The following is a 22,557-nucleotide window of genomic DNA, read 5'->3' as shown; positions in this document are numbered from 1 at the left end:
AAAGCGTTATGTCACTGCATAGCACAGAAGAGATTATCGAAGACATTCGTCAGGGTAAAATGGTTATCCTTATGGATGACGAAGACCGCGAAAACGAAGGCGATATCATTATTGCAGCCGAGTGCGTGACACCGGAGTCTGTCAACTTTATGGCGCGTTACGGTCGCGGACTGATTTGCTTAACGCTAACGGAGGAACGCTGTAAACAACTGAACCTGCCGTTAATGGTGGATAAGAACAACGCGCCTTATGCGACAAACTTTACTGTGTCGATTGAGGCCGCTGAGGGGGTAACGACAGGTATCTCAGCAGCGGACAGAGCGAAAACGGTTCTGGATGCTGTGAAAAAAGACGCCAAACCCGAAGATTTAGTCATGCCTGGACATATTTTCCCCTTAAAAGCGAAGTCGGGCGGCGTGTTGAACCGTGCGGGCCATACTGAGGCGGGGTGTGATCTCGCGCGTTTAGCCGGATATGAACCAGCGGCTGTCATAGTGGAAGTACTGAATGAAGATGGCACCATGGCGCGCCGTCCTGATCTTGAAGTTTTTGCGAAAGAACATGGTATTAAAGTCGGCACTATTGCCGATTTAATTGAGTACCGTTCGATACAGGAAAAAACGATAGAGCGAGTGGCTGAATGCAATTTGCCAACGGCATTTGGTAAGTTCCGTTTAATCACTTATCAGGATACTATTGATGAGCAGGTACATTATGCTCTTATTCACGGTGATCTCTCACAAGATAAAGTGACTAATGTGCGAGTTCACTTACAGGACACTTTCCACGATACCTTTCTAACTGAGCGCGCAGCAAAACGCAGCTGGCCAATTCAAAAAGCTATGTCCTATATTGCTGAACACGATGGTGTGCTGGTTATTATTGGTCGTCAGCAGACGCCGGAAAGCATCATTGCTCAGGTGTGTGAGTTTGAAGCTCAGGACAAAGGTGAACACAAGCCAACAACGTCGGCGTCAAATGCGTCCCGGAATGTCGGTTTAGGCTCGCAGATTCTGGCAGACTTGAACATTCATAAAATGCACTTAATGAGCTCACCAAAACGTTACTCTGCTTTGTCAGGCTTTGGTCTGGAAGTGGTCGACTTTATTGAAGATAAAGACTAATCGCTGTAACTTCGTTGGAATTCATCAAGTAGTTGCTGGTGAGTTGGTGTGGCAACACCCGCCTTCTTACCAGCGCTAATTAAATAACCGGTTAACTGCTGTATCTCGGTACGTCTTTGTTGTTTAACGTCCTGTAGCATTGACGAGTGGTTCAAAGCTGTTTCCTTTGCTACTAAAAGCACTTCCTTATAGCACCCCTCAGTTGTCAGCGACACGTTTTGACTATTGGCTACAGCAACGGCCTCTGTCACAAGGCTGTAGACTTGTGCCTGCCAGTTTTTTTTCAGTAATTCGCCATTCGCGCACTGATGAACTGCGGTCAACGGATTAATAACGCAATTAATAACGAACTTTAACCAGCGTCTCTGACTTAGATCCTGTTCCAGAGTAAGTGGAGAGAATGCCTGTTGCAGAATCAAGCCAGGAGCAAAGTTTGTCGGCTGGACCCGACCTTGAGGGCCGACCTCTAGCCAGCTTCGGCCTGCACCGCGGTGTTCTATACGACGTTTGCCATTCTCATTTCGGCTTATCACTGCACCATGAGTTGTCACCAATGGGTGTAAATTAAGTTCTTTTAACGGTTCAGGAAGTTCCACCAAGCCGTTGTGGCTTATTACTACCGGCATGGTTTTATTAAACCCTTGCAATGTTGTTATGCCTTGCAGAGCTTCAATCAAATCAAAGGCTTTAACCGCAATAACGAACACAGTATTCTCGGCCAAAGGTTGTGTGATAACCGGAGCACTGTAGTCGGCTTTAAACTGCTTATGCGTGACTTGCCAGTTTATTTCTCGCGGCTCGTTTTTACGCGGTAGTAGCGACACAGACTGGCCGTGTTCCAGCAGAGCACCGGCAATAAGTCCGCCGATTGCACCAGGACCAAGCACTACCCAGTTAAGGTTAGCCTTCGTCACGTTTTCGCTCCAGCTCGGCTATGGGTTCACGGATAAACCAAAGGAAGAGAAGACTGGGAATAACCATTAAAGCGGTTACCACAAAGAACAGTGCCCAGTTGCCATCCATATAATCGACAATTTGCCCGCTGAAGGACGAGAGTAAGGTTTTCCCTAAAGACCCCAACGATGCCATTAGCGCATACTGGGTTGCGGTAAAGGTGCGGTTACAAAGTAAACTGATAAAGGCAACAAAGGCGACAGTTGACCAGGCACTGGTAAAACCGTCGATTAAAACTGCACTTAGAAAAAGGTTTGTATCCGGGCCTACCAGAGCGATCCACGAGAACATCAGGTTAGAGGAGGCCATGGCGATACCGCCTATGAGCAGGCCTTTAATTATGCCCAGTCGTAAATTGACGGCACTGCCTAGCAGTGCAAAAACAATCGTTACCCACCAGGTAACTAATTTTGAATAGGTACCGACTTCGGCATTAGTAAAACCAATTTCTTTGTAGAAAACAATCGACATCCGGCCCAGAAAAGCTTCGCCAATTTTAAACAAAAAGATAAAGGCCAGAATTGAAAACGCCAGCTTAACGCCGTTGCGGGAAAAAAACTCTCCGATGGGCTGAACAACAACAAGATTGATTCTTTCTTTCATCGCAGGCCAAAAGTGAGTCAGCTTAGTCTTTATGGTTGGTTCCTGATGATAAGTAGTACGGCGCACGAAAAGCACGACGGCTGCAAGGGCTAACATGATGCAGCCCAAACCGAAATAGGCGTGTTGCCATTGCCAGGTTATGCCATCGACAAAAAAGAACGGCAGAGCACCTAAACCACTGTAGCCGGTCCACCATCCGGCAGTTGTCATTGCTGCGCCGGCACTTTGCAGGCGGCCTTCGGTTTCTGCAAAAGACTCAATGCGGTAGGCATCAATGGCAATATCTTGTGTTGCAGAACTTATTGCAATACCCAGCGCGATTATTCCGACCAGATGGAGGTTACTGGTAATATCCAGACAGGCCAATGCGAAACAGCCGCTCGCTATGAGCATCTGGCAGAGAAAAATCCAGCTTCTTCTTTGACCCAGCCAGCGGGTAAGCAGCGGAAGCTTGAAATTGTCTATAAGAGGAGCCCATAAGAAGTTTATTGAGTAAGCCACTGAAACAGCCCCAAAATAACCAATGGTTGAGCGGGTAAGGCCGACTTCCTGCAACCACGCTGAAAGTGCTGAGCCAATCATCACCCACGGAAAACCACTGGCAAGGCCCAGAACAAAAATAACTAATACGCGAGGCTGTTTGTAGACTTTCAAATCTTGCCAGAAAGTCGGTTTTGTTAAAGCCATCAGTTTTGCGGTACAACCTCTATACGTTTCAGAATAGGCGGCTCGACAGGTACATCAGCCCAGCCAACTTCATCACTATAGGCTTGTGATTCAAGCTTAGCCATTGCTTCCAGGACATCTAAGCCTTCAACGATACGGCCAAATACAGCGTAGCCCCAGTCACCATTATCTGGATTAAGTGAAGTATTGTCATTTAAGTTAAAGAAAAACTGGCGGGTACCTGAGTGCGGTTCACGTTCCCGAGCCATAGCAATTGTGCCATATTCGTTCTTTAATCCGTTACCGGATTCATTCGCAATTTTTTCAAATGAGGGTTTCTCCTGAAAATCTTCGTCATAGCCGCCGCCCTGGATAACAAAGCCGGGGACTAAACGATGAAAGATAGTATCGTTGTATTGTGCTTTTTTGACATAACGGAAAAAGTTTTTAACGGTTAACGGAGCGGCATCGCGATTGAGCTCTACAGTGATGTCACCCACAGAAGTTATCATTTTTACTTGCGGGAATGGGTTATCTGGCTGAATTTCAGCATGACTAACACCGATAAGAAGAGCTGCGGCAAGGCCAATAAAGTATTTCAGAAAAGTCATGATTAAAAGTCCTCTTGTTCACGCATACGCAGCTTAGGATCATTAACAATGTCTGTAAGAACAGAATTCAGTAGCTGTTTAAACTGACGCTCGATAGTTGACTGGGCTGGTTTCAGACCACCTGTTGAGTTATAGGTTCCGGAATAAAAGTTGCTGTAGCGACGATTTTTCCGGGTGGCCTCAACACGAATGGTTATGCTGTGCTTGAGCTCGTATTTTACAGTATGAAGAGTTGCGTCAATTAGTGCTTTTTCGATGGTGACGTACCATGTCAGACCGTTTTCATCATAAGCGCCTGTAACTGGCTGTAAAGCCTCTTCAACAACCGAGGTTAAGGGTCTCAAAGTAGGCGCGAATGCTGCTTTATCTTCTTCTTTTTTATGGCGATATAAATAAGAATAAGAGCGTTTATCCGTGACTTTTAATTGGTTTACCTTGGTATTTAGTTTATCAACAACAGTGTCAGCGCTAATAATTAATGGATCAGGCTGGCTCTGGCAAGCGCTGATCATAAGTAAAAAACTGGCGGCAAATAGTGTTCGGAACATAGGCGTTATCCTTTTTTATGGCGGTCATTCACCTGACGTCGATTCGTGCTATCATACGGTGAAACCGTATTGTCATAAAACAGCTTACTATTATGACGATACTAGCCGACAGAAGTAAAAGGTTTTGCCGTGACTAAATTTGCTGAAATTACCGGTTGGGGGAAATGTCTGCCACCGGCTGTAATGACCAATGATGATCTTGCCACTTTCCTGGAAACCTCCGACGAGTGGATTGTTTCGCGAACGGGTATTTCGGAACGTCGAGTAAGCCATGTTGGTACATCCGAGTTGGCGACGGTTGCTGCACGCAATGCCTTGGCAGCTGCCGACTTAGATCCCAACGAACTGGATCTCATCATTGTTGGTACTTGTACTGCAGATGAACTTATTCCCAATGTCGCTTCTAAAGTACAGCAAAATATTGGCTCAAAACATGCGGCAGCTTTTGACCTAAATGCAGCTTGCAGCAGCTTTTTATACGCAATGCATGTTGCAACTCAAGGTATAAAAACCGGCGCACATAAAAAAGTCTTGCTCATAGGTGCTGAACGTTTAACCCGTATTCTGGACTGGACTAAACGCGAAAGCGCTGTTTTATTTGGCGATGGCGCAGGTGCTATGGTACTTGAAGCCTCAGATGAAGAAGTTGGTTTGCTGGCCAGCCATATCAGTTGTGACGCCGATGCCCGTGACGTCTTAAGCCTTGATTTTGGGTCTAGCTTTGACCGGTTTAACTTTGACGGCATCATGCAATTCGATTTTGTTGGTCAGGAAATATTTAAACGAGCAGTGAAGGGCATGAGCGCTGCTGTTGAAAAAGTTTTTCAGGAAACTGGCATGACCACCGACGATATCGACGCCCTCATTCCGCATCAGGCGAATAAACGACTAATCGATTTTTTAGGTAAAATGTGTAAAGTGCCGAGCGAGAAAACCGTTATTAATATTCAGAATTACGGAAACACGTCTTCAGCAACATTACCTATTGCCTTTGCTGAAGCTGCTGACAACGGTATTATCAAGCCTGGTGACAGTATTATGTCCGCTGTGTTTGGTGGTGGGCTCACTTGCGGTGCCGGGTTGATTAAATGGGGCCAGCGAGTCACGCCCAAACGTCCTAATCAAATGGAGCTGCCGGCTGGCGATAAGAGCGCGTTGGAACTGATTGTGCCAATGCACGAAGCGACTAAAAAGGCCTGGAAAAATCGCGGTCAGTAACCATTGACGGGAGACAGATTTTGAATACTGAAGAGCTCGTACAAGTTTCGCAAGATGACGGTGTTGTTCGCATACGTCTGAACCGACCGGCAAAGAAGAATGCCTTCACTCAGGACATGTACACAACATGTAATGAAGCCTTGAAAGCCGCAGACAACGACAGTTCAGTACATGCAGTGCTCTTTGAGTCCAGTGGCGACAGTTTTTCTGCCGGTAACGACTTAAATGACTTCTTATCAATTGAAAACTTAGACGAATCGGCACCACCGTTTCAGTTTTTACATACCCTGGCGCGTGCTGAGGTGCCTATCGTTGCTGCGGTAAATGGATTAGCAATAGGCATAGGTACGACGCTCTTACTGCATTGCGATATTGTTTACAGTAGTGACGACGCGGTATTTGCATTGCCATTTGTGCAGCTTGGGTTGTTGCCTGAAGCCGCCTCCAGCTTGTTGTTGCCGCAAATTTGTGGTTACCAAAAAGCGGCAGAGCTGTTATTACTTGGCGAAAAGTTTGATGCCCAGTCAGCTCAGCAGGCCGGTTTCGTTAACCATGTGGTTTCGCTTGAGCGTTTGCCTGTTGTGGTTGAAGAAACTCTGGACAAACTGCGTAAGCAATCCAGCAAGTCATTACGAATTTCCAAGCATTTATTAAAGCAGCCGGCTGAGTCAGTAGCTGATCGCATCAGTCGTGAGGCAACGTTTTTTGCAAAAGCGTTAAGCTCAGATGAAGCTCGTCAGGCAATTGCTGCAAAGCTGCAGAAAAAGTAAGCAAAAGGTAAACTGTGGGTTGTTTCAGCCGGGCAACTGGTTCATAATGCAGCCCGCTTTGAACAAAGCGTTTATGGTGACTCTGCGGGTCCCCTCGCAACGCTAACTGGTGAACCCGGTCAGGCCCGGAAGGGAGCAGCCGTAGTCAGGGATGTGTGTGCCGAGGTGTGGCTGGTAGAGTCGCCACCCAATATTTATTAATCGCCGTCAGGACGTTTTCTCCCTTTTAAAAATTCCAGCGCTTCCGCTATTGCTTTGTGTACCTGCATTTCCATGTCTAGCCGCTTTGACGGTGGTAAAAAGAAAGCCATATCAACTTCGTGACGAATATAACGCGGCGGCAACTGATTGAGCACCAGACAACTGAGATCAGCAAGAAACTCCTGGCTGTGTTGCTTTTCCAGTTCCAGTTCTTCTATCCGGTCCGCAACTAAGCGCTCGTAATAATTGTGAATGTCATCGTCAAACTTCATACTTTTATCCTTCTGTTAGCTCACTTGCAGTATAGACATAATAACTGGCTCTTAATAGTTGAGCATGGGCTCTGACTAAACGAGGTAAATTACGTTGATACCCACCGCCGATGACAGCCGCCAGAGGAATCTCATGTCGTTTAGCAAAGCTTAGTACAGTGAGGTCTCTTTGAAAAATACCCGCCAGACTAATATCCAGATGACCCAACTCGTCCCGCTGATAAATGTCGACACCGGCATCGTAAAGAATAAGATCAGGTTTAATGTCGCGGTTGATGCGTTCGAGGGTATTTTCAAGAGCCGCTAAGTATTCTTTGTCACAGGTATGTTTAGCTAAAGGGACATCCAGATTAGAGCTAACTTTGGAAAATGGAAAGTTGCGTTCCCCGTGTATTGAGCAGGTAAACACCCTATTATCATTTTCGAAGAGCGTGGCGGTTCCGTCACCTTGATGAACATCAGTATCCAGTACCACTATTTTTAGCCTTGGGTGGCGAACCAGTATTTCATTGCAGGCTATTGCTAAATCGTTAAGTAGACAAAAGCCGCTGCCCCAATCTTTGTGAGCATGGTGGTAGCCGCCGGAAAAGTGTATGGCAACTCCCTTCGTTAGTGCCAGCTCGGTCGTTAGCAGTGTGCCTCCAGCGGAGGTGAGGGTACGGTACAATAGCTGTTCTGACCAGGGAAAGCCTATGCGTCGCCAGCTGCTTTTATCCATGCTGTTCTGCCGTAACTGAGACAAATAACTTGGACAGTGCGTTCGCGCAACCTGATCCCAGCTAAGCGGTGCAGGCTGATGCCATTGATTATTCGTTGCCCCGTGTTTTACCGCCCAGTCCTTTAATAGGCGGTATTTCTCAATTGGGTAACGGTGTCTGGGGGGTAAATCTAATTCACTGTATAAAGGTGAGTAGATAAAAGGAACGTTAACCTTCTTCATAACGGCTAATCTTTTTCTCCAGAGTATCAATGGCCATTTGGCAGCGATTAAGGCGTTGCTGCGCGCTTTGAATCATGGTTGGGTTATTACCCGCAGCTGCCGTATCCAGGTTTTCTGTCAGTCGTCTTTCGTAGTCACGATAAGTCACTAATTGTTGATGCATCTGCTGCAGCTGATTTTGCGCGGTAATGCGATGATCTTGCTGTTGTCGCGGGGGCTTATTAGCCCGGAAAGCTGTATTTAATGCTTCCAGCTGCAGGCTAAGTTTTTCCGCAAGGTAACGTTGAGCCTGATGATTGTCGCTTTGCTGGAGCTGTCGAAAAAGGTTTTGGGTCTCTGCAACATAATCGACAGCCAGGTTAGAGCTTTGGCTGAACAGGGACGAACTAAACCAACTTTCGCTAAGCTGGCGATGTTTCTTTCTATTTTCCCCATCAATTTGCTCAGCCCGCCCCTGCAAAGTGTTGAGCAGCTGTTCAATATGTTGTATTGAGGTTATATTTAATATCTCTCTCATCCCTCTATATTAAAGGATTTGGAAACTTAGGTCACGAAATTGGGTCTACCATTGAATATAGGCTAATAAATTATTTGTTTAAAAAACGTTAAAATTGAAATGTCAGTGTTGTTCGTCGATCAAAAAGTGATACTATTCAGAAAGGGGTAATATTCCGAGTTAGGTATATGTCTACCAAAACTGGGAGTATGAAATGAGTTAACGACAGGATGTCGTCCGAGAAAATATCTGGAAATTACGAGAGTCCAGAACCGTGTTCTGCAACGGATACAAGACGACAGCTATAGCGCGGTTGACTCAGTTTACTTGGTTGACAGCGTATAGCCATCGTGGGAGTATCTTTTAGTATTGCTGCTTTATTTGGCAATAATAATAAAGTGTAGAACGAGATCTTTTCGTCATTCAAACAACTGGTGTTTCGCGCCTTAGGCGTTGAAGCGGAAGTTAAGTCAAATTGGTTGGGAACTATGACCAAAGTAATCAAAAGAACCAAACTCGCTGCAACCCTTATGGGTGTGATGGCGTTTGCTGGCACCGGCTTTGCCGCTGCACAGCAAGTAGATGTAGCTAAGCTGCAAAACGAAGAGCAAAAGATTTTAAATGCTGACGAACAGTCACAGGAAAAAATCAACTCTTTGTTCGAGCAAAGCCAAGATCTTCTTATCGAGTATCGTTCAGTCGTTTCTGAGTACGAGAACTTGAAAGTTTATAATGACCATGTGCAACGTTTGGTTAATGACCAAAACGCTACGCTAGAGTCTATCCAAAAGCAGATCGATGGAATCGAACGCACGAAACAAGGCGTTGTTCCCCTGATGTATGAAATGATCGACTCGCTTGAACAGTTCGTGAAATTGGACATTCCAATTCACCGTGAAAAGCGTATGGATCGTGTTGAGCGTTTACGCGACATCATGGACAGCTCAAGTGTTTCTACATCAGAGCAATTTCGTCAAATCATCGAAGCTTATCAAACCGAAATGGATTACGGTTCAGGTTTGATTTCTTATCAGGGCAACCTGGAAATTGATGGTGAGAAAGTTGCTGTTGATTATTTCCACATGGGTCGTGTTGCATTCCTAGCTCAGTCTCTGGATTTGAAAAATGCTTGGATTTACAACAACGAAACCGATGAGTGGACTGCTTTGGAAGACGAGTTTATCCGTCCTCTGACCCAAGCGATTCGTATGTCACGTAAGCAGCTTGCTTACGATCTGGTGAAACTTCCAGTATACGCAGCGGAGAGTGCAGAATGAATAAATTAGTTAAATCGTTAATGATTGCAGCAGCAGTCACCCTTTCTGCAGGTACGACTCTCGCTGCCCAGGCTCAGGATCAATCTGAAGCTAAAAACTTAGACGAGCTGCTACAGCTTGTAGAAAAAAATCGTGTGTCTTCTCGTGAACTGAACGCTGAACGTGAGCGTGAATTCACTGCTGCTCGTGCCGATAAACAAGCGTTGCTGAATCGTGCAGAGCAGCAGTTAGAAGAAGAAAAGGCTCGTGGCAAACGTTTGCAGGAAGAGTTTTCTGAAAACGAAATTGAACTGGCTAACAAAGAACAAGAACTCGAGAATGCCAAAGGCACCTTAGGTGAAATGTTCGGTGTTGTTCGTGGTGCTGCGACAGAAACTATCGGTCGTATTGCGACTTCTATCATCAGTGCACAGTACCCAGGTCGTGAAGACGTTCTGGAAAGCTTGTCTGAAGCGAAAGAGCTTCCTACTCTGGAAGAGCTTGAAGAACTTTGGAAAGCCTTGCTGACTGAAATGGTGGAGTCAGGCAAAGTCGTTAAGTTTGATACCGAAGTGACTCTACTGGACGGTGGCAGTGAAACTCGTGAAGTGGTCCGTGTTGGTACCTTTAATTTAATTTCTGGTAACGAATACCTGGTATACAACGATACAACGGAGCAAGTTCAGCCGTTAGGTCGTCAGCCTCAGGGTAGTGCGACTTCGCAAGCTGAAGAGTTTGCTAACACTGAAGAAGGTTATGAAGGTATATTCCTTGATCCTTCTAAAGGCCAAATTCTTAGCCTGTTAACGAATAAGGCGACTCTGGAAGAACGCTATCACCAGGGTGGTACTGTGGGTTATGTAATTACTGCAGTATTAATTCTTGGTCTGTTAATCTCTGTATTCAAACTGGTTACTTTGACAACTGCAGCAGGAAAAATCCGCTCTCAGTTGAAAAGCCCGGATCAACCTAAAGACAACAACGCATTAGGTCGTATTCTTAAGGTTTATCAAGAGAATAAGAATGCAGACGTTGAAAACTTAGAGTTGAAACTGGACGAAGCAATTCTGCGTGAAACGCCGAAAGTTGAAAGTGGCATTAACGTCATCAAGATTCTTGCGGCAATCGCTCCATTGCTTGGTCTGTTAGGTACAGTTGTTGGTATGATTGGTACGTTCCAGTCGATTACACTGTTTGGTACCGGTGATCCTAAGATCATGGCAGGCGACATCTCTATGGCGTTGGTAACAACAGCTATGGGTCTGATTGCAGCTATTCCATTGATTTTGGCTCACAGTATTGTGGCTTCTCGCGGCAAGTCTATAGTTCATATTCTGGACGAGCAGGCAGCGGGTATCGTAGCTGCGCATTCGGAGAAGGAGTAACCCATGCTTTACCTGATGGAACTTTGGGAATCTATCAGGGATTTTCTGGCTACCGGTGGCGATGTCTTGTACATCGTCATGGGGGTGCTCTTTCTAATGTGGGTACTGATGATTGAGCGTTATTGGTACCTTACAGGTGCTTTCCCTAAACTTCGCAATGAAATTATAGCGAAATGGGATGCCCGTAAGGACACCACCTCATGGTACGCCCATAGAATCCGTGAAGCATGGATTTCCGAAGCGAACGATAAACTGAATGCACGTATTCTGTTGATAAAAACTTGTGTTGCCTTATGTCCACTAGTCGGGCTGTTGGGTACCGTGACAGGTATGATTGCGGTGTTTGAAATCATGGCAGTACAAGGGACGGGTAACCCTCGTCTAATGGCGTCGGGTATCTCGATGGCTACCATCCCGACTATGGCGGGAATGGTTGCTGCGTTATCCGGTATGTTTTTCGCAACACGTCTGGAAAGTAAAGTGCGTAGAGCGAAAGAACGCCTTGTTGACAGTTTGCCACATCACTAAGAGAGTAAAACTATGGCACGTAATCGTAATCGAGAAGAGGAAGATGCGTCGATCGACATGACGCCGATGCTCGACATCGTCTTCATTATGTTGATCTTCTTTATCGTAACGACCTCATTCGTCAAAGAAGCGGGTATTCAGGTTAATAAACCTGAAGCCAATAATACGACCAAGGAGCCTTCGGCTAACATCTTTATCGCAATTCGTGATACTGGTGAAGTCTGGATGGATAAACGTCAAGTGGATGTTGAGCGTGTAGGCGCTAACATTGAACGTATGCTTGCCGAACAACCAACTGATGTTGTTGTTATCCAGGCCGACAAACAAGCTGAACATGGTGTCGTTGTAGAAGTCATGGATCAGGTTAAGGAAGCGGGTATCGATAAGATATCCATAGCTGCGGAGAATAACTAATATGGTGCGCTTTTTAGTATCTTTACTACTAGGTGCCGCCGTTACGTTTGCTCTGTTTGCTTTCATGGCTTACTTAATCGGCGGAGGAGCGCAGCGCAACGAAGCGCCGCCTCCATCGCCGGTCATTGACATCGTAACGTCGCCACCTGAGTCTGACGTTCAGGAGCGTCGGCGTACGCCGCCGCCGCCACCGCCGCCACCGGAGCAACCACCAGAAACACCACAGTCTGAGCCTGATACATCAGACAGTAGTATGAACATGAACATGGGTTTTGATGTTGATGTTGGTGGAGCTGATACCGGACTTTCAGGTCCTGGTGGAGGTTTAAGTTCTGACGGTGACGCAACACCAATTGTTCGTATTGAACCGCGTTATCCGCCTTCAGCTGCGCGAAATGGCACAGAAGGTTGGGTACAACTGCGATTCACTATTGACCAGCAAGGTGGTGTAACTGACGTTGAAGTTATAGATTCTGAACCTCGTCGAGTATTTGACCGTGAGGCACGACGCGCACTGTTGCGTTGGAAATATAAGCCCAAGGTCGTTGATGGTAAGCCTGTTCGTCAGGAAGGCATGACCGTTCAGCTCGACTTTACAATGGATGGGAACTAAGAAATGAAATATACAGTAAAAACATTTGTTAGTGCCCTGGCTTTTGTTTCGGTTATGTCGATGACAACGGTCCAGGCTTCGGCTCAGGATCTTGGCTTCAACATTCCGGATAAAGAGACCGTTGAGGCGCAGAAGAAAGCTCGAGACAATAAGGCTGCTTCGCAGAGCATTGGCCGGGCTATTATGGACGCGTTTGAACTGTATGAAGAAGAAAAAATCAAGGAAGCAATAGCGGTTCTTGAAGACCAAGAGCCGGATCCAGGTTACGATTCAGCTTACCTGGGTCGCTTTCTTGGTAACCTTTATGCAGCAGATGAGCGCATGGCTGATGCTTTACGAGTTTTGAAAAGCGCAGTCGACAAGGATGTGCTCGGTTGGAGTGACCAAGCGGCAGCTCTGAAGCTGGTAGGACAAATTAGTTTGCAAGAAGAGAAATACGAACAGAGCCTTGAATACCTGAAAAAATGGGTCCAATTCACAGGCGAACGTGATTCTCAAGTGTTCTTGTACATGGCTAATGCGCATTACCAGATGAAGAACTTCGCTGAAATCATCCCTTTTGCGGAAGCTTCGTTAGAAGCGGCAGACAAGCCGGAAAAGAATGTCTATACGTTGATGATGGCGTCCTATTATGAACGTAAGATGTATCCTCAAGCCATAGAGGTTCTTGAGGAAGGTCTGGACAAGCTACCCGAAGTGACTCAGTGGTGGCCTCAGCTAGCACAGTTCTATATGCTTGAAGAAGACTTAGCTAAGTCTCTTCAAACCATGGAAATAGCTTATATGGCTGGATACCTGGATACAGAAAGTCAGTATAAAATGCTGGTTCAACTGTATGATAATGAAGGTATTCCGTACAAAGCGGCTTCTACTATGGAAAAACACGTAGAAGCTGGTGACATCGAGAAAACCGCGAAGAACTTTGGAACTATTGCTAATAGTTACCATCGCGCGAAAGAGCTTGATAAAGCCGTTTCCTGGTATGAACGCGCAGCAGATGCAACCAATGACAGTGATGACAAAGGTGAATACTACCGCAAGCAAGGTAACTTGATGCTGTTGAACGAACAGTATATTGCGGCAGCGACACCGTTAAAGAAAGCGCTGGACTATCTTGAACGTAAAGACCAAGGACGTGTGTACATGTCGTTAGCAGAAGCGTATTTTTATGGTGGTGACTACCGCCAGGCAATGCGTTATGTTGATGAAGCTGCAACCTTCGATGGTCAACGTCGCAGTGCTCGTAGCTGGAAAGGTTACATCAAGTCTACTGCAGAACGGAAAGGCATCGATCTCGATTAACCGCTTTTCGTTTTTATAACTGCATAGTAAAACCCGGCCACAGTGTCGGGTTTTTGTTTTTTGTAGATAGTGCATTCCCTGTACTAAAAAAGCTGACAGAGGATAAGCAATGGGAAGAAACAAAGAATTTTTTTTCTACCTTTTCTTCTCAGTCACCATATTTTACTGTTAACAGAGTTACAAAATAGAGATAGAAATCAACTGAATAGCTTGCTTGGGCTTTTACCTGAATTATTCTCTCAATGGCCCAGAGAACAGCCACAGAAAGAAGCCGAACAGACTTTAAACAGGCTAGCTGCCCTGTAATTAATATTGAAGGTAAAGAATTGAATTCAACTTTTATCGTTGTCGATGATCGAGTATGATCAGCCCCGATTTCATCAAGAGGTAAAAGTTATGTCATCAGAAACGTTTAAAGAACCGGCAGGCAAACGGTTTTTGCTTATTGCCGCAGTAGTGTTTATATTCTGGGCCTGTTTACCGTTGGTTCTGCGTCTAGCACAAATTCTTTCTTCTTAAATACATCCTCTTTAGCTATCAGGTAAGCGACATTTATGTCAGTAACTTTGCTCGTTGTCGAGGATAAAGACAAAACGCTTGAGTCTATTTGCAGTGCAATAGAGCCTCTTGGATTCGAGGTTACGACAGCCCGGGACGGTTTAGACGGATTAAGTAAAGCAAAGCTGGCCTACTTTGATATTGTTTTGCTTGACCATAAAATGCCAGTTATGGACGGTTTGTCTTTGCTGAAAAATTTGCGTGATTTAGACGCTTATCACCGTACTCCGTTGTTGTTCATGTCAACTCAGGATTTGGTAGAGATAGAGCCCAAAGCTTTAAAGGCTGGTGCGACTCAATGTCTGGCTAAACCTTTGAATGAGGATTTTCTGTTGGATACGCTAAAATCCTGGGCGGTGCGCTTTGTCGCCTAATGACGAGACTAAGATCATGGAATCAGCTACGACTTATATAAGCGACTCTATCGGTTCCATTCCGGACTACCCTAAGCCAGGTATTATTTTCCGGGATATAACGCCTTTACTGCAAAACCCGGATGCGTTCAGATTAACCATTAATACGTTAAAGCAACGCTATGCCGAGCAGGGCATAACGCAAATTGCTGCCGTTGAAGCCCGCGGCTTTATTTTTGGTTCCGCATTAGCCTATGCCATGGGGTGTGGAGCCACTTTGTTAAGAAAACCCGGGAAGTTACCCGGCAAAGTGACACGCCAGAATTACGAGTTAGAGTACGGCTCAGACGAATTGCAAATGCATGAAAACGCTTTGACCGAAAACGATCGGGTGCTGATTGTCGATGATTTACTGGCTACCGGCGGAACGGTGATTGCTGCAAGTCAATTAATTAAGTCCTCTGGCGCAGACGTTGTTGAAGCCGCTTTTGTGGTTTCCTTACCTGAGCTCGGCGGTGAAGATAAATTGCAGCAGGCCGGCGTTGCGTGCTATACCTTATGTCAGTTTTAACGAAACAGAGTTAATAATCCATCCTATGAGTTATCAGGTACTGGCAAGAAAATGGCGACCCTCGCAATTTGCAGAAGTTGTCGGCCAACAACATGTTCTGAAGCCGCTTGAGCACGCGTTAGACAAGCAGCGGCTTCATCATGCTTATCTGTTCACCGGTACTCGCGGAGTGGGCAAAACCACCATTGCACGAATCCTCGCTAAAGCACTAAATTGCGAACAAGGTATTACGGCAATGCCATGTGGCAAATGCAGTGCCTGCCTTGAAATAGAGCAGGGACGGTTTGTTGACTTGCTGGAAATTGACGCAGCATCAAGAACCAAAGTTGAAGACACCCGCGAGCTGCTTGATAACGTTCAATATCGCCCTACCCGTGGCCGTTATAAAGTGTACTTAATTGATGAAGTGCACATGCTGTCAAGGCACAGTTTTAACGCCCTGCTGAAAACACTGGAAGAACCACCTGAGCACGTAAAGTTTCTGCTGGCGACAACCGATCCGCAGAAATTACCGGTCACGATTTTATCGCGTTGTCTGCAGTTTAATTTAAAAGCTTTGACGAACGACGATATTACGCAACAGCTTAACTATGTTTTATCGCAGGAACAGGTTCAGGCTGACTCCGAAGCGCTGCCACTGTTGGCTCGTTCTGCCCGTGGCAGTATGCGCGATGCGCTTAGCTTAACCGACCAGGCTATTGCCCAAGGTGGCGGTTCAGTTAGTCTCGACAGTGTCAGACGTATGCTTGGCAACGTCCCCGTGGCAGATATTGCCGCATTACTGGAATGTGTTCTCGAAGGGGATGCAGAAGCCGTAATGCAGCGTGTGGACAGCATGGTATCCATGGTACCGGACTTGAGTTCCGTTCTGGTTGAGCTACAGAGCTTATTACATCAGTTGGCGTTGGTTCAGCAAGTACCCACTGCCGCTAATGTTTTCGAAAATAGCGATGTCCTGAAACCCTTATTGCGACGCATGCCGGCTGAACTTATTCAGGTTTTTTATCGCACGGTTTTGGAGGGTCGCCGCGAGCAGGCTTACGCTATAGATGCGCGTAGCGGACTCGAAATGACTTTATTGCGTTTGCTGTGTTTCCGTCCGGCAGAGAAGGGCGATTACAACATTTCAGAACCGGACTCGTCTGCTGTTGAAATGCCTGAGTCAAAGCTAGCGGCTCCTGCTCCAGAAGTGACTGAACCTGAGCCTGAAGCAGAAGTAACACCACAGGCAGAACCAGAGCTGCAGACTGCAGCAGAGCTCTCAGAGCCCATGCAACCGTCTTATAGTGAGCATGAAGAGCCTGAATTTAATTATCCTCCGGATGATGACGCAGGCTTTTATCATAATGATGCGCCTCCGTATCATACGGAAGAAGCCGCTAAGTCGGAGTCAGTACCTGAGCAAACAGTAGAGCCAACAGCAGAACCAACGCCTGAGCCAGCGGCGCAGAGCAGTTCTGGCGTAGCCGATCTTTTACGCGTGCGAGAGCAGCTGGCTGAAAAAAAAAGTCCGGATAATAGCAACAAAACATTAAACAGTCGGGCAGAAAATGGCTCGCCGATGCCGTTAACTGTCCCGGCAAAAGCCGAACCAGAAGCGCAACCGACGCAGGCGCCGGAATCAAAAGACGAATTAAGCGAAGAACTGGGTAGTGAAACTAATATAGAATCAAGTGTAGAGCCAGGTACAGAGTCAAATACTGACTCGACGGCGTTACCGATAGCTGAATTTAATCAAGATACCAGTAACTATGAGTTGCCAGAGTTAAATGACGATATCCGCGAAGCCGCCGACGTTGATAAATGGAGTGCAATGATAGCGGGCATGGACATTTCCGGGCTAGCCCGTCAGGTGTTGTTAAATTCGGAACTGCAAAAGCTTGGTGACGACGACTGGCTGATTCTGGTGGCCGAAGAACAAAAAAGTTTATTGAACGAATCGACCAGCCAGGCCGTCAGAGACTCTTTGAGCGGTCTGTTAGGGGCAGCCGCAAGGGTGGTGTTTAAAGTTGGCGCACCGAGCCAGCCAACCCCTTTAATGGTGCAGCAACATATCAATGAATACCGTCACCAGCGCGCATGTGAAATATTATATGGGGATGCCAGCGTGCAGGAATTACAACAAAGGTTTCAAGCGCAAATTGATGAGTCATCAATTCAGGCGCGTTAATTTTTAAAAGCTTAAACGAGGAATAAAATTATGTTTAAAGGTGGAATGGGTAATATGATGAAGCAGGCGCAACAAATGCAGGACCGCATGCAAAAAGCCCAGGAAGAAGTTGCCAATATGGAAGTTACCGGTGAAGCCGGTGCCGGACTGGTTAAAATTACCATGCTGGGTAACCACAACGTAAAGCGCGTAAGCATTGATCCCAGCTTAATGGAAGATGACCAGGATATGCTGGAAGACCTGATTGCTGCAGCAACCAACGATGCTGTACGTCGAGTTGAAGAGACCAGCAAAGAGCGTATGTCTGAAATAACCGGCGGTATGGGTCTACCTCCGGGCTTTAAAATGCCTTTCTAAGTATTAAGGTCAGTTAATGAGTATCAGTCCGGCAATCGATCAACTGGTTGACAATTTAAAACGCCTACCGGGTGTTGGCCAAAAGTCGGCACAGCGTATGGCGTTTCATTTGCTTGAGCGCGATCGCGGTGGAGCCTCAAGGCTTGCCGAGTCTCTGCAGTTGGCGGTGGAAAAAGTAGCCCACTGCGAGTGTTGCCGGACCTTAACTGAAGAACCTCTGTGCCGTATTTGCAGCAACCCTATGCGACGCGAAAACGGTGTGCTTTGCATTGTTGAAACACCCGCCGACGTATTAGCCATTGAACAGACCTCTCAATTTCAGGGGCGGTATTTTGTGCTGATGGGACATTTGTCTCCGCTGGATGGTATTGGGCCGGCAGACATTGGTCTGGATGAGCTGGAGCGGCAACTGCATAGCGAGCCGGTGGAAGAAATTGTGCTGGCAACTAACCCAACAGTGGAAGGGGATGCTACCGCGCACTATATTGCCGACATTGCCGCGCAATTGAATATCAACACCACCCGAATCGCTCACGGAGTGCCAGTAGGCGGTGAGCTGGGTTATGTTGATCAAACCACACTGGGTCACGCCTTCAGTGGCCGAAAACAATTTTCCCGATGACTTGAAAATGTTTCCTGCGCCCCCATTGTTATTGCCATAGGTAATAACAGCAGGAGAAATATACTATGGCGGAAGCCGGTCAAATGGAAAAACATGGATTTCAGACAGAAGTAAAACAATTGCTTCACCTGATGATTCATTCTTTGTATTCCAATAAAGAAATTTTCTTACGCGAATTGGTCTCTAATGCGTCCGACGCAGCAGATAAACTGCGCTTTAAAGCCTTAAGCGACAACTCTCTTTACGGTGATGACAGTGACCTGCACGTTCGTGTTTCTGTTGATAAAGACAGCCGCACTATTACCATCAGCGACAACGGCGTTGGTATGACGCGCGACGACGTAATGAATAACCTGGGAACCATTGCCAAATCAGGCACGGCTGAGTTCTTCGGTCAGCTGTCCGGCGATGAAGCAAAAGACAGCAAGCTTATAGGCCAGTTTGGTGTTGGCTTCTATTCAGCTTTTATTGTTGCTGACGAAGTTACCGTAAGAACCCGTTCAGTATTAGATAAAGACGCTCGCGGGGTTGAGTGGCGTTCGCAAGGTGAAGGCGATTTCGAAATTGCTGACATTGATAAAGCCCGTCGCGGCACCGATATTATTTTGCACCTGAAAGACGATGCCGATGAGTTTTTAGATGAAAATCGTCTGCGCGGCATTATCAACAAATATTCAGAGCACCTGAGTATTCCGGTTCAAATGTGGAAAGAACCGGTACCCGAGTCAGAAGACGACGAAGGCAACAAAGTGGAAGGCCAGCCCGGCGAATGGGAAACCGTAAACTCAGGTCAGGCACTTTGGACTCGTGAGAAGTCAGATATTACTGACGAAGAATACAAAGAGTTTTATAAAACGGTAGCGCACGACTTTGATGAACCACTGTTGTGGAGCCACAACAAAGTTGAAGGCACAACCGAATACACCAACTTACTGTACATTCCTAAACGCGCTCCGTGGGACTTATGGAACCGCGAACAACAGCATGGCGTTAAACTTTATGTGAAGCGTGTCTTCATTATGGACGACGCTGAGCAGTTAATGCCGACTTACCTCCGCTTTGTGCGTGGTTTGGTTGACTCAAATGACTTGCCGCTGAACGTTTCGCGTGAAATTTTGCAGGATAATAAAATTACCCGTGCTATGCGTAACGGCAGTACCAAAAAAGTACTGCAAATGCTGAAAAAGCTGGCAAAAGACGATAAAGAACAGTATCAACAGTTTTGGGATACCTTTGGTAATGTGCTGAAAGAAGGTCCGGCCGAAGATCACACTAACCGTGAGCGTATTGCCGAACTGTTGCGTTTTGCTTCCACGCATAACGATGGCGCTGTGCAGTCAGTCAGCCTGGACGACTACATTGAGCGTATGAAAGAAGGCCAGGATAAAATCTTCTACATCGTTGCCGACAGCTACGAAGCCGCCAGAAACAATCCGGCGCTGGAAATCTTCAACAAGAAAGGCATTGAAGTATTGCTGCTTTCAGAGCGCATTGATGAATGGTTGATGAGCCACCTGACTGAATTTAAAGAGAAGCAGTTGCAGTCAGTGACTCGTGGCGACCTTGATTTAGGTGAACTGGACGACGAAGAAGACAAGGCTGAGCAGGAAAAAGCGGAAGAAGCCTTTAAAGAAAACCTGGAGCGCTTTGAAAAAGCTTTAGGTGACAAAGTGAAGAAGGTTCGTGTGACTAACCGCTTAACCAATTCGCCAGCCTGTATCATTACCGATGATAATGATATGAGCACGCAAATGGCTAAGTTGATGGAAGCGGCTGGTCAGACAGTTCCTGAAACTAAGTACATCTTTGAAGTGAATCCTGAGCACCCCTTAGTTCAACGCATGCTGACGAAAGAGGATGAGACTTTCAAAGAATGGGCTGAAGTGTTATTGGATCAGGCGACTTTAGCGGAGCGGGGAAACTTGAAAGATCCTGCTTCCTTCGTCACCCGCCTTAACAAATTAATGCTTAACGCCTAATTTTGTACTAGCCGCTGTGGGTAAGTCATTGCCTGCAGCGGCTTTCTACGCTTGTAATAGCCCGCCTGTCAGGGTAAAGTTCGGGGCAGACTTTTGAATCATGCAAAGAGGTTTTCTATGCGCATTATTTTGTTAGGCGCCCCGGGAGCTGGAAAAGGAACTCAGGCTCAATTCCTGATGAACACTTTTGGGATCCCTCAAATTTCCACTGGTGATATGCTGCGCTCAGCAATCAAGTCCGGATCGGAACTGGGTAAAAAAGCCAAACAGGTGATGGATGCCGGACAATTAGTGTCTGACGATATCATTATTGAGTTGGTTAAAGAACGTATTGCGGAACCTGACTGCCAGAACGGCTTTTTGCTTGATGGCTTCCCAAGAACTATTCCGCAAGCTGATGCGATGCGCGATAATGGTATTGAAATTGATTACGTGCTGGAATTTGATGTTCCGGACGAAGTTATCGTTGATCGTATGAGCGGGCGTCGCGTCCATCCTGGGTCAGGTCGTGTTTATCATATTGAGCACAACCCACCGAAAGTGGAAGGCAAAGATGATGAAACGGGTGAAGATCTGGTCATCCGCCCGGATGATCAGGAACAGACCGTTCGTAAACGCCTTTCGGTTTACCATGAACAGACAGAGCCTTTGGTAGAGTATTATCAAAAGCTGTCTGACGAGGGTAAGACGGAGTATCACAAAATTGATGGTACACAACCGGTTGAAAGAGTGAGTGAGCAGTTGGGTGACTTGCTCAGAAAGTAATTTTTACTAAAAGGCTCACATGGTGAGCCTTTTTTAATGAAGCCAGGCACAACGAATAACAAGAGGCATTACAATGACATCTCAATTAACAATCACCGGCTTTTATGCGGGCATTTTAACGCTTATTTATCTTGTTTTGGCTGTGAACATTATCCGCTTGCGCTGGAAACATCGGGTAGGCTTAGGCACAGGTGAAGCGGAAGAGCTTAACGTTGCAGTACGTATCCATGGTAATTTTATTGAGTATGTGCCTCTGGCTCTTATTCTGTTTGCTATGATGGAAGTACAATACGCTCCACTTGCTTTGCTCCATGGGTTGGGTATTGCGTTAGTCGTAGCTCGCTTATGTCACGCTATAGGGTTAACCCGCAGTGTCGGCGTGAGTTTGCCCCGCACCATTGGGGTATTAACGACTTTTGCCGTTTTATTGTTAGCTGCTGGCTTTGGTATCGGTCAGTTTGTTGGTGTCAGTTTATTATAAAGTGAAGCTATGTCTGAATTAGAATCCGGTATTCATCTGTATGGCGAATCACAAAACCCTCCGGTTGTTTTGTTGCACAGTTCGCAGAGCGCCAGTAGCCAGTGGCGGGCGTTAATAAAAGAATTAGCCAGCACTCACTTTGTTATTGCGGTTGATTTACTGGGCTATGGTCAGGCGCCTAACGTTGAGTTTACGGCAAACTTTCGACTGGAGCAGGAACTGCCCCGTATTATTAGCGCGGTTGAGCAACTTGCCTTATCCAGGCCTGTGCAGCTGGTTGGTCACTCCTATGGCGGTGCTGTTGCATTAAAACTGGCGTTGGAAAAGCCGTTTAAAATTGCCGGTGTGGCTGTCTACGAACCTGTTGCCTTTCACGTGTTACCGGACGATTCTCCCGGAATGCTGGAAATACAGGAGATCAGTCACGCTATGCACGGTAAAGACGCAGTCGAATGCACCCGTACCTTTGTCGATTACTGGAATGACGCCGGATATTTTGATGCCTTGCCTGAACGCATTCAGCAAATTATGGTCAGTCAGGCTGCTAAAGTGGCTCTGGATTTCGACGCCTTGCTTAACGAACCCCGACGCCTGGAAGATTACCGCGGCGTAGAGCAAAGCGTTCTGCTGTTACAAGGCGAACACACTCGTCGTAGTGCAAAAGCTGTCGCAGAGGCTTTATCGACGATACTTCCTGATGTCCAACGAGACTCTGTTGGTGCCGGTCATATGGGACCTTTGACTCATCCGGCTGATGTGAATCAGCGTATCCTGCAATTTTTGCATAAGCAATCCTAACC

Annotated in this window: 25 protein-coding genes and 1 other RNA gene; 19 read left to right on the top strand and 7 right to left on the bottom strand. The window is 46.5% G+C overall.

Features of this window, described 5'->3' with window-relative positions:
- The first annotated feature begins 8 nt into the window (after nt 1–8).
- Nucleotides 9–1,124: a bifunctional 3,4-dihydroxy-2-butanone-4-phosphate synthase/GTP cyclohydrolase II gene (gene ribBA / locus Q5L94_RS12575; protein WP_317498734.1), complete on the top strand. Its 1,116-nt coding sequence runs from the start codon at nt 9–11 to the stop codon at nt 1,122–1,124.
- Here ribBA and Q5L94_RS12570 read toward each other — a convergent pair.
- Genes Q5L94_RS12570 through Q5L94_RS12555 form a run of 4 tightly spaced genes read right to left on the bottom strand, consistent with a single transcriptional unit; the run spans nt 1,121 to nt 4,506 of the window.
- Complete coding sequence (locus Q5L94_RS12570) at nt 1,121–2,038, bottom strand: 2-dehydropantoate 2-reductase (RefSeq protein ID WP_317498733.1); 918 nt, start codon at nt 2,036–2,038, stop codon at nt 1,121–1,123. The genes ribBA and Q5L94_RS12570 overlap by 4 nt on opposite strands.
- The gene (locus Q5L94_RS12565; protein ID WP_317498732.1) at nt 2,025–3,368 is read right to left on the bottom strand and encodes an AmpG family muropeptide MFS transporter; all 1,344 of its coding nucleotides are present in this window, start codon (nt 3,366–3,368) and stop codon (nt 2,025–2,027) included. The genes Q5L94_RS12570 and Q5L94_RS12565 overlap by 14 nt, the downstream gene beginning before the upstream one ends.
- Nucleotides 3,368–3,958 (bottom strand): peptidylprolyl isomerase, encoded by a 591-nt coding sequence (locus Q5L94_RS12560; protein WP_317498731.1) that lies wholly within the window; start codon nt 3,956–3,958, stop codon nt 3,368–3,370. The genes Q5L94_RS12565 and Q5L94_RS12560 overlap by 1 nt, the downstream gene beginning before the upstream one ends.
- Nucleotides 3,959–3,960: 2 nt before the next feature.
- The gene (locus Q5L94_RS12555; RefSeq protein ID WP_317498730.1) at nt 3,961–4,506 is read right to left on the bottom strand and encodes a YajG family lipoprotein; all 546 of its coding nucleotides are present in this window, start codon (nt 4,504–4,506) and stop codon (nt 3,961–3,963) included.
- A 129-nt stretch (nt 4,507–4,635) separates the two neighbouring features.
- On the opposite strand from Q5L94_RS12555, the gene Q5L94_RS12550 reads away from it, so the two are divergent.
- The 3 genes from Q5L94_RS12550 (at nt 4,636) to ffs (ending at nt 6,674) form a co-directional block, all read left to right on the top strand.
- Nucleotides 4,636–5,724 (top strand): ketoacyl-ACP synthase III, encoded by a 1,089-nt coding sequence (locus Q5L94_RS12550; RefSeq protein ID WP_317498729.1) that lies wholly within the window; start codon nt 4,636–4,638, stop codon nt 5,722–5,724.
- 20 nt (nt 5,725–5,744) lie between these two features.
- Complete coding sequence (locus Q5L94_RS12545) at nt 5,745–6,494, top strand: enoyl-CoA hydratase (protein WP_317498728.1); 750 nt, start codon at nt 5,745–5,747, stop codon at nt 6,492–6,494.
- An 83-nt stretch (nt 6,495–6,577) separates the two neighbouring features.
- Nucleotides 6,578–6,674, top strand: an RNA gene (gene ffs, locus Q5L94_RS12540) — signal recognition particle sRNA small type.
- Between the two features lie 17 nt (nt 6,675–6,691).
- Here ffs and Q5L94_RS12535 read toward each other — a convergent pair.
- The 3 genes from Q5L94_RS12535 to priC are packed head-to-tail and all read right to left on the bottom strand — an operon-like array spanning nt 6,692 to nt 8,424.
- Nucleotides 6,692–6,967, bottom strand: a complete 276-nt coding sequence (locus Q5L94_RS12535; protein WP_011235094.1) for a late competence development ComFB family protein — start codon at nt 6,965–6,967, stop codon at nt 6,692–6,694.
- A 4-nt stretch (nt 6,968–6,971) separates the two neighbouring features.
- A complete protein-coding gene (locus tag Q5L94_RS12530) occupies nt 6,972–7,907 on the bottom strand; it encodes a histone deacetylase (RefSeq protein WP_317498727.1) in 936 nt (311 codons plus the stop codon).
- Nucleotides 7,894–8,424 (bottom strand): primosomal replication protein PriC, encoded by a 531-nt coding sequence (gene priC / locus Q5L94_RS12525; protein WP_317498726.1) that lies wholly within the window; start codon nt 8,422–8,424, stop codon nt 7,894–7,896. Before priC ends, Q5L94_RS12530 begins: the two co-directional genes overlap by 14 nt.
- Nucleotides 8,425–8,891: 467 nt before the next feature.
- Between priC and Q5L94_RS12520 the strand changes: the two genes are divergently transcribed.
- The 15 genes from Q5L94_RS12520 to Q5L94_RS12450 all read left to right on the top strand — a co-directional run bounded on the left by Q5L94_RS12520 (nt 8,892) and on the right by Q5L94_RS12450 (nt 22,555).
- Nucleotides 8,892–9,680: a DUF3450 domain-containing protein gene (locus tag Q5L94_RS12520; RefSeq protein ID WP_317498725.1), complete on the top strand. Its 789-nt coding sequence runs from the start codon at nt 8,892–8,894 to the stop codon at nt 9,678–9,680.
- The gene (locus tag Q5L94_RS12515; protein ID WP_317498724.1) at nt 9,677–11,044 is read left to right on the top strand and encodes a MotA/TolQ/ExbB proton channel family protein; all 1,368 of its coding nucleotides are present in this window, start codon (nt 9,677–9,679) and stop codon (nt 11,042–11,044) included. Before Q5L94_RS12520 ends, Q5L94_RS12515 begins: the two co-directional genes overlap by 4 nt.
- A gap of 3 nt (nt 11,045–11,047) precedes the next feature.
- Entirely contained in the window at nt 11,048–11,572 is a 525-nt protein-coding gene (locus tag Q5L94_RS12510) for a MotA/TolQ/ExbB proton channel family protein (protein ID WP_317498723.1), read from the top strand.
- A 12-nt stretch (nt 11,573–11,584) separates the two neighbouring features.
- Nucleotides 11,585–11,986, top strand: coding sequence for a biopolymer transporter ExbD (locus Q5L94_RS12505; protein ID WP_317498722.1), 402 nt, complete (start codon nt 11,585–11,587; stop codon nt 11,984–11,986).
- 1 nt (nt 11,987) lies between these two features.
- Nucleotides 11,988–12,599: an energy transducer TonB gene (locus Q5L94_RS12500; protein WP_317498721.1), complete on the top strand. Its 612-nt coding sequence runs from the start codon at nt 11,988–11,990 to the stop codon at nt 12,597–12,599.
- Nucleotides 12,600–12,602: 3 nt separating this feature from the next.
- Nucleotides 12,603–13,901 carry a tetratricopeptide repeat protein gene (locus Q5L94_RS12495; protein WP_317498720.1) on the top strand — a complete coding sequence of 433 codons (1,299 nt, stop codon included), beginning with the start codon at nt 12,603–12,605 and terminating at the stop codon, nt 13,899–13,901.
- A 554-nt stretch (nt 13,902–14,455) separates the two neighbouring features.
- Nucleotides 14,456–14,833 carry a response regulator gene (locus Q5L94_RS12490; protein ID WP_317498719.1) on the top strand — a complete coding sequence of 126 codons (378 nt, stop codon included), beginning with the start codon at nt 14,456–14,458 and terminating at the stop codon, nt 14,831–14,833.
- A gap of 16 nt (nt 14,834–14,849) precedes the next feature.
- The gene (locus Q5L94_RS12485) at nt 14,850–15,383 is read left to right on the top strand and encodes an adenine phosphoribosyltransferase (protein ID WP_317498718.1); all 534 of its coding nucleotides are present in this window, start codon (nt 14,850–14,852) and stop codon (nt 15,381–15,383) included.
- 25 nt (nt 15,384–15,408) lie between these two features.
- The gene (gene dnaX, locus Q5L94_RS12480) at nt 15,409–17,553 is read left to right on the top strand and encodes a DNA polymerase III subunit gamma/tau (RefSeq protein WP_317498717.1); all 2,145 of its coding nucleotides are present in this window, start codon (nt 15,409–15,411) and stop codon (nt 17,551–17,553) included.
- 30 nt (nt 17,554–17,583) lie between these two features.
- Entirely contained in the window at nt 17,584–17,910 is a 327-nt protein-coding gene (locus tag Q5L94_RS12475; RefSeq protein ID WP_317498716.1) for a YbaB/EbfC family nucleoid-associated protein, read from the top strand.
- Between the two features lie 16 nt (nt 17,911–17,926).
- Entirely contained in the window at nt 17,927–18,532 is a 606-nt protein-coding gene (gene recR / locus Q5L94_RS12470; RefSeq protein WP_317498715.1) for a recombination mediator RecR, read from the top strand.
- A gap of 65 nt (nt 18,533–18,597) precedes the next feature.
- Nucleotides 18,598–20,511 carry a molecular chaperone HtpG gene (htpG, locus tag Q5L94_RS12465; protein WP_317498714.1) on the top strand — a complete coding sequence of 638 codons (1,914 nt, stop codon included), beginning with the start codon at nt 18,598–18,600 and terminating at the stop codon, nt 20,509–20,511.
- Nucleotides 20,512–20,628: 117 nt separating this feature from the next.
- Nucleotides 20,629–21,276 carry an adenylate kinase gene (gene adk, locus Q5L94_RS12460; protein WP_317498713.1) on the top strand — a complete coding sequence of 216 codons (648 nt, stop codon included), beginning with the start codon at nt 20,629–20,631 and terminating at the stop codon, nt 21,274–21,276.
- Nucleotides 21,277–21,349: 73 nt separating this feature from the next.
- Entirely contained in the window at nt 21,350–21,757 is a 408-nt protein-coding gene (locus tag Q5L94_RS12455; RefSeq protein WP_317498712.1) for an MAPEG family protein, read from the top strand.
- A gap of 9 nt (nt 21,758–21,766) precedes the next feature.
- A complete protein-coding gene (locus tag Q5L94_RS12450) occupies nt 21,767–22,555 on the top strand; it encodes an alpha/beta hydrolase (protein ID WP_317498711.1) in 789 nt (262 codons plus the stop codon).
- Nucleotides 22,556–22,557 lie beyond the last annotated feature (2 nt).

It is taken from the genome of Idiomarina sp. Sol25, assembly GCF_033052775.1.
In the GTDB taxonomy this organism is placed as follows: domain Bacteria; phylum Pseudomonadota; class Gammaproteobacteria; order Enterobacterales; family Alteromonadaceae; genus Idiomarina.
This window is presented reverse-complemented; position numbering and strand designations above follow the sequence as displayed.

What these genes read in the sequence shown, in the direction of transcription:
- ribBA (WP_317498734.1), top strand. Translation starts at nt 9, where the DNA reads ATGTCACTGCATAGCACAGAAGAGATTATCGAAGACATTCGTCAGGGT.
- Q5L94_RS12565 (WP_317498732.1), bottom strand. Translation starts at nt 3,368, where the DNA reads ATGGCTTTAACAAAACCGACTTTCTGGCAAGATTTGAAAGTCTACAAA.
- Q5L94_RS12560 (WP_317498731.1), bottom strand. Translation starts at nt 3,958, where the DNA reads ATGACTTTTCTGAAATACTTTATTGGCCTTGCCGCAGCTCTTCTTATC.
- Q5L94_RS12555 (WP_317498730.1), bottom strand. Translation starts at nt 4,506, where the DNA reads ATGTTCCGAACACTATTTGCCGCCAGTTTTTTACTTATGATCAGCGCT.
- Q5L94_RS12535 (WP_011235094.1), bottom strand. Translation starts at nt 6,967, where the DNA reads ATGAAGTTTGACGATGACATTCACAATTATTACGAGCGCTTAGTTGCG.
- Q5L94_RS12530 (WP_317498727.1), bottom strand. Translation starts at nt 7,907, where the DNA reads ATGAAGAAGGTTAACGTTCCTTTTATCTACTCACCTTTATACAGTGAA.
- priC (WP_317498726.1), bottom strand. Translation starts at nt 8,424, where the DNA reads ATGAGAGAGATATTAAATATAACCTCAATACAACATATTGAACAGCTG.
- Q5L94_RS12520 (WP_317498725.1), top strand. Translation starts at nt 8,892, where the DNA reads ATGACCAAAGTAATCAAAAGAACCAAACTCGCTGCAACCCTTATGGGT.
- Q5L94_RS12515 (WP_317498724.1), top strand. Translation starts at nt 9,677, where the DNA reads ATGAATAAATTAGTTAAATCGTTAATGATTGCAGCAGCAGTCACCCTT.
- Q5L94_RS12510 (WP_317498723.1), top strand. Translation starts at nt 11,048, where the DNA reads ATGCTTTACCTGATGGAACTTTGGGAATCTATCAGGGATTTTCTGGCT.
- Q5L94_RS12505 (WP_317498722.1), top strand. Translation starts at nt 11,585, where the DNA reads ATGGCACGTAATCGTAATCGAGAAGAGGAAGATGCGTCGATCGACATG.
- Q5L94_RS12500 (WP_317498721.1), top strand. Translation starts at nt 11,988, where the DNA reads ATGGTGCGCTTTTTAGTATCTTTACTACTAGGTGCCGCCGTTACGTTT.
- Q5L94_RS12495 (WP_317498720.1), top strand. Translation starts at nt 12,603, where the DNA reads ATGAAATATACAGTAAAAACATTTGTTAGTGCCCTGGCTTTTGTTTCG.
- Q5L94_RS12490 (WP_317498719.1), top strand. Translation starts at nt 14,456, where the DNA reads ATGTCAGTAACTTTGCTCGTTGTCGAGGATAAAGACAAAACGCTTGAG.
- Q5L94_RS12485 (WP_317498718.1), top strand. Translation starts at nt 14,850, where the DNA reads ATGGAATCAGCTACGACTTATATAAGCGACTCTATCGGTTCCATTCCG.
- dnaX (WP_317498717.1), top strand. Translation starts at nt 15,409, where the DNA reads ATGAGTTATCAGGTACTGGCAAGAAAATGGCGACCCTCGCAATTTGCA.
- Q5L94_RS12475 (WP_317498716.1), top strand. Translation starts at nt 17,584, where the DNA reads ATGTTTAAAGGTGGAATGGGTAATATGATGAAGCAGGCGCAACAAATG.
- recR (WP_317498715.1), top strand. Translation starts at nt 17,927, where the DNA reads ATGAGTATCAGTCCGGCAATCGATCAACTGGTTGACAATTTAAAACGC.
- htpG (WP_317498714.1), top strand. Translation starts at nt 18,598, where the DNA reads ATGGCGGAAGCCGGTCAAATGGAAAAACATGGATTTCAGACAGAAGTA.
- adk (WP_317498713.1), top strand. Translation starts at nt 20,629, where the DNA reads ATGCGCATTATTTTGTTAGGCGCCCCGGGAGCTGGAAAAGGAACTCAG.
- Q5L94_RS12455 (WP_317498712.1), top strand. Translation starts at nt 21,350, where the DNA reads ATGACATCTCAATTAACAATCACCGGCTTTTATGCGGGCATTTTAACG.
- Q5L94_RS12450 (WP_317498711.1), top strand. Translation starts at nt 21,767, where the DNA reads ATGTCTGAATTAGAATCCGGTATTCATCTGTATGGCGAATCACAAAAC.